A 3,327-nucleotide genomic window follows, 5' to 3' on the forward strand; every position below is an offset into this window, starting at 1 on the left:
GCCAGCGATTTGTTTGATATCTAAATCCTCTCCTAAAATTATCCAGCCGAGCGTGAGTGCTGTTATCGGGCTTAGTAAGCCTAATGAGGATACAGAGGTGGATGGCAGGGCTTTAATACCTCTGAACCATAAGGAATAAGCTAGCAATGCTCCAAATGAGCTTAAATAGAAATAACCAATGAAGTTGTTCAACGTAATGCCTGATGGAAGTGTATCAAAGGCGATGGCAAACGGGACAAGGCATATACCGCCTAGTAATAATTGCCATCCGGTAAATGACATAATATGAAGCTGTGATCCCCAGCGTTTAGATAGAAAAGTGCCTAGTGACATGGAGACTGTACCGGCAAACGCAGCCATCAAGCCGATGTGATCCCAGGATGTACTGTTATTAACGAAGATTGCCGACATTCCGGCGATGGCAAGGATACCGCTAGCCAGTACCGTAAACCTGGGTTTGTTTTGATCCACTAACCATATGATTACCATGATGATAATTGGTTGCATGGCACCAACAACCGCCGCAACACCTCCCGGCAGCCGGTAGGCGGCAACAAAAAGCAATCCCTGGAAAATACCAATATTCAGAACAGATAAAATGAGCATTTTTAATCCATTCTCTCGTCCTAAACGAGCCGGGAATAACAATAGGAGAATTAATCCAGCAGGAATAGCTCGAATAAGCGCAGCAGTAAATGGCTGGTCCTCTGGAAGTAATTCTGTGGTAACGATATAGGTGGAACCCCATATAATAGGTGCAAGAGCTGTTAATAATATATTCTTTAAATATTGCATAGGAGATGCCTGCTCAATGTGACTCAAAGAACTTTGGCATCTATTTATGATTAACTCAATCTTATATTAGCAAAATAAGCATCGCTATTTCTTATGATAATTATAGGTTTTCATGATGTATTATTCCGAGTGTATGTCCTTAATTGGAAAAATTGCTGTTGATATAGTTATTATTGGAGTAATTCTTTTAGCTCAACGAGTAGAGCAATCTCTTTGTGGCTAGGGTGACAGGTATATTGAAGCAGTACTTCACGTACAGCGTAACCGTCGAGTTGAACTCTTGCCATTGTCTTGTCATCTATAACGGCTTCTGGAAGCCAGGCGAAGCCAACACCCTGACGCACAAGGTTGGCAGAGCTTGAGACATTGCTTGTCGCTATTTTATGCCTACCTGGCAGTAGACCTGTTGACAGGTTTGTTCTCGAGCCGAGATCGGTCAGGATCACCTGACAGTAGTTGGATAAATCCTGCAGTTCTACATTGTCCATTTGAGCTAACGGGTGTGAATGGGCTGCGACTAGATGTTTACTGATTGAAGCGATTGGAGCCGACGTGTGGCCTGCAAGCGCAAGCGATGAAATGATGGCACTTACGCGATTGTCTTCGAGCATTTCTTTGGCAAGAGACAAGGTCGTTTCGTAGATCTTAAGGTTTGTGTATGGATGTCGCTGGGTAAATATATCGATTGCTTGCGCCAAACGTTCAGGCGGGTAAAGGGTATCTATAGCCAGCGCGAGTGTTTTGTTGGCTTGTTCGGTCGGTTGACAGGCTGTTTGTTCAAGCAAGTTTGCTTCGGCGAGGAAGGTTTTTACCAACGGCAATAGCTGCAGGGCAAACGGACTGGGGACTGCGCGACGCCCCTCTAGGGTAAACAGTTTCTTTCCGGTAATGCTTTCTAAATTCTTGATTGTCGAACTTAGTGCCGGTTGCGATTTAAAAAGTAGTTTTGATGCATTGGAGAAACTTCCTGTTTCAATGATTGTTGCAAAGACACGCCACTGATCGATGGTTGTTTTGTTAAGCATGGTTCTATTGTCCTTATATCGCCCAATGAAAGTATTGGGTTTTGGGAAATAAATAGCAATAGAGGTGAGGCAACAATGAAGGGGTGGGGGAAAATGAGGGTATAAATATACCCTCATAAGTACAGAGAATACTTAGAAGTGGTAGGCAAGACCTATAGACATAAGATCTATATCAGTCTCATCTAGCTGGTAGCGTTCAAATTCTGCTTGGATTGAAACACGATTATATTTGTATGCGATACCCGCGCCAAACATTGGATCAGTTCCATCGGCAGCTTCGACCTTTACATCACTGGTTAGATTAATTGTAGCGTCCCATGCATGGAAGCCAACTTTGCCGAATAACTCAAAATTATCAGTAACAGGAAGAATACCGATAAGAGAAGCACCAAGCGTATCTTGTTCAATGGTTAGTTCATTAGTACCAAAGAGAGATGAGGCAGCTCCTAGGTTGACAGATACTTCTCCTAGGTTGGCATAGAAAAGTTCAACCGCGAAATGCTCATTTGCACGATAGCCCCCAAACACTTTGAATCCAGTATCGGAGTCATCAATAATACTCATTCCTAAACTAGATGCCGAATCTTCGATATCTGAAGTGGCAAGGTTATCATAACTTGCCTGGCCAACTGAGGCTCCAATATATGCATTTCCTGCATTAGCAAATGCCGGGAACAATGCTGAAATGATCCCTAAGCTAATAATTGTTTTTTTCATTGTATTTCCAATAGTGCTAGTGTGTTCAGTCCGAATAATAAATCATAGGAAACTGATTTCCTATTGTTTGAGCTGTTAATTATTTGATCTTGATCATAAGTAGTGATTATTTACTTGGTATGGGTTATTTCTAATTCGTAATAATTTACTAGCAGAAGTTGGTATTTTGATTATCTATCTAGCTGTTCCTTATGGTTGTATACCGCTGTGTATGAGAAGAGTGTGAAAGAGGGATTTCATCTAGTAACGGTATGGTTGAAGAATTTTTAGCTACTGTTGAAGTACATATGCTGCAAATTTGTTATTAATTATTGCTAAAGAAAACTAATACGGTAAATTCGTCGATTAAACTATCGCCAACAGTGCTGAATCTGCGTGATCGCTCGATAATTGTACTTCCTATGGAAAATATTCGGAATATTGTCTCGATATGAGCTTTTATTAAATATTATTCAGTAACAGCCAGTCACTTTGATGATGCAGAGCTTTTTTATTGCTTTTTTTTGATGAATATCTACTTTGGCACAGCCTCAATAGCCATGGTTGGAATGAGTATAAATATTGAACAGGAAGAAAATAATAATTCGTTCCATAAACTGGTGTTATTTGATGCGATTGTAACAAGGTTGTTTCCAAGAAGCGGCTAGCAAAGCTATCTGCTCATCTCTTTGTGAAAAAAGACAGGTCAATATAATGAAGCTAATTATTAAGCTATTGTGTGGAATAATTCTAGGTATATTATTAGGGATGGTTGCACCCGATCTAATAATAAGAGGGTTGATAACGGCAA

4 protein-coding genes are annotated in these 3,327 nt (G+C 40.8%); all 4 read right to left on the reverse strand.

From position 1 onward, the window contains the following. A partial coding sequence (locus MHN01_RS21255) for an EamA family transporter (protein ID WP_239413305.1) occupies positions 1 to 795 on the reverse strand: 795 nt, incomplete at its 3' end. A 170-nt stretch (positions 796 to 965) separates the two neighbouring features. After that, positions 966 to 1,820: a LysR family transcriptional regulator gene (locus MHN01_RS21260; protein ID WP_239413306.1), complete on the reverse strand. Its 855-nt coding sequence runs from the start codon at positions 1,818 to 1,820 to the stop codon at positions 966 to 968. A 132-nt stretch (positions 1,821 to 1,952) separates the two neighbouring features. Next, complete coding sequence (locus MHN01_RS21265) at positions 1,953 to 2,537, reverse strand: outer membrane beta-barrel protein (RefSeq protein WP_239413307.1); 585 nt, start codon at positions 2,535 to 2,537, stop codon at positions 1,953 to 1,955. Positions 2,538 to 3,139: 602 nt separating this feature from the next. Continuing rightward, the coding region (locus tag MHN01_RS21270; RefSeq protein WP_239413308.1) for a hypothetical protein at positions 3,140 to 3,327 on the reverse strand (188 nt) is incomplete at its 5' end.

Source organism: Photobacterium sp. OFAV2-7, assembly GCF_022347985.1.
Taxonomy (GTDB): domain Bacteria; phylum Pseudomonadota; class Gammaproteobacteria; order Enterobacterales; family Vibrionaceae; genus Photobacterium.